Source organism: Granulicatella sp., from assembly GCF_057274575.1.
The window spans coordinates 1-1,950 of sequence record NZ_DBHISP010000041.1 but is presented as its reverse complement, the minus strand read 5'-3'; the positions used below and the strand labels follow the sequence as shown (position 1 = coordinate 1,950).

The following is a 1,950-nucleotide window of genomic DNA, read 5'->3' as shown; positions in this document are numbered from 1 at the left end:
AATTAGTTGCTTAATTCCTTCCTAAAATTCTTCATCAACACTATTTGACAAAGAGTCATAAATTTAATTTATACATGTTCTGGTTTGCTATCTTCGTGGATAGTTAATTTTCCAACTGCGATTTCTTCTAATGCACGACCAACATTTTTATGTGATTCATAGTATTCTAACAATGCTGGTTCATTGTGGTGTAATTCATGTGCACGTTTGCTTGAAAGAATTACTAAAGAATATTTTGAATCAATTTTTTTTAATAATTTATCGATTGATGGGTATAACATCATAACAACTTTCCCTCTTTCTACTCTTCCTCTAAAATTTCTTCTAACTCGTCTTCAAACTCTTCAATATTCTCTATATTTCGTTGAATTCGTAAATGTTCAGTTTGAATAATAGCTTCAACTTGTTGTACCGCATTTTCCACTTTGTCATTTACAACAGAGTAATCATAATACTTCATAAGACTAAGTTCCTCTCTTGCAATCTTCATACGGTTTCTAATCACTTCGTCTGAATCTGTTCCACGGTTTACGATGCGAGATTCTAGCTCATGTAAATCAGGTGGTGTTAAGAAGATAAACACCCCATCTGGCATTGCTTCGCGAACTTGAAGCGCACCCTGAACTTCAATTTCTAAGAATACATCTTTCCCTTTATCTAATGTTTCTTGCACATATTCTAAAGGTGTTCCATAGTAGTTCCCTACATATTCAGCATATTCTAATAATTTTTTATTTGCAATCATAGCTTCAAATTCTTCTCTAGATTTGAAGAAATAATCTTTCCCATCCACTTCACCTGGTCTTGGCTTACGAGTCGTTGCAGATACTGAGTACACAAATTTTTGATTGCCTTTTGCAAAAATAGCCGCGCGTACTGTTCCTTTTCCGACACCTGAAGGCCCAGATAAAACGATTAATAAACCTTTTCTTGCCATAATCGTTTGAAAACTCCAATCTCTTTACATCTTTCTACTATAGTATCACAAACACGGTTATTGCACCAATCAAAAATAAAGAAAATCAATAAAAAATCAATCTCCATAAGTTTTCCTTCAATTTTCTAACATTTCAGTAAACTCCTCCTCTTTCTTTACCACTAAAACAAAAAAGGCTGGAAAATTCCATCCTTTCCTTTATGCAATTCGAATGTTTTTCCATCGTCCGCTTCTAAAACGAAGGAGAATGATTATATCCCGAATAAATTGATCGATAAAGACCGCATACCATGCACCAGCAAGTCCCCATTCGAAGAAATTTACAAATACATATCCTAAACTTAATCGAATCACACATGATCCGATGAAAATCGCAATCAGTGGCCACACAGTATCGCCTGCCCCACGAAGGGCTCCAGAAGTAATTAGTTGATGACTTTGGAATGGTTGAACAAATGCAACAATGGATAAAGCAATCACAGTATTTTGAATAATTTCTACATTATCAGTATACATCCCTGCTAAAAGTGTTGATCCAAGGTAAATTGAAGCAGACATCATAATCGCTAAAGCCAAACCAATTCGCTGACACATTTTTGTGTAGCGCTCTGCCAATTTTTCATTTTTAGCACCAAGCGATTGTCCCATTAATGACGAAGCTGTAATACCGAAAGCTTGGGCTGGGGAATATGAGAGAGATAGTACATTTAGGGCAATTTGGTGAGCCGCATACACATTGTTTCCTAAACCAGAAACAATTTTCAAGAACATGATAACCCCAAAACGAAGAGCCATTTGTTCTAATGCTGTTGGAATACCGATACGCACTAAATCACGCATCACATCAAAACTAAACTCAAATTTTTCCTTAAAGTCTAGTTTTAACACACTCTTTCCAGATAAGATGTAACGAACATTCAATACCATCGCAATCAGATTTGATAAGGCAGTCGAAATCGCAGCCCCAGTAACACCTAAGGCCGGGAATCCAAACATTCCATAAATCAAAATGG

At 35.7% G+C, this 1,950-nt stretch carries 3 protein-coding genes; all 3 read right to left on the bottom strand.

Translation table 11 applies throughout. From position 1 onward, the window contains the following. Positions 1-68: 68 nt before the first annotated feature. Positions 69-284, bottom strand: a complete 216-nt coding sequence (gene rpoZ, locus ACO5V7_RS08870) for a DNA-directed RNA polymerase subunit omega (RefSeq protein WP_485485894.1) — start codon at positions 282-284, stop codon at positions 69-71. 17 nt (positions 285-301) lie between these two features. Further along, positions 302-937, bottom strand: coding sequence for a guanylate kinase (gene gmk / locus ACO5V7_RS08865; protein WP_298648137.1), 636 nt, complete (start codon positions 935-937; stop codon positions 302-304). Between the two features lie 198 nt (positions 938-1,135). Then, positions 1,136-1,950 (bottom strand): MATE family efflux transporter (locus ACO5V7_RS08860; protein ID WP_485485893.1); only part of this gene is annotated, 815 nt, incomplete at its 5' end.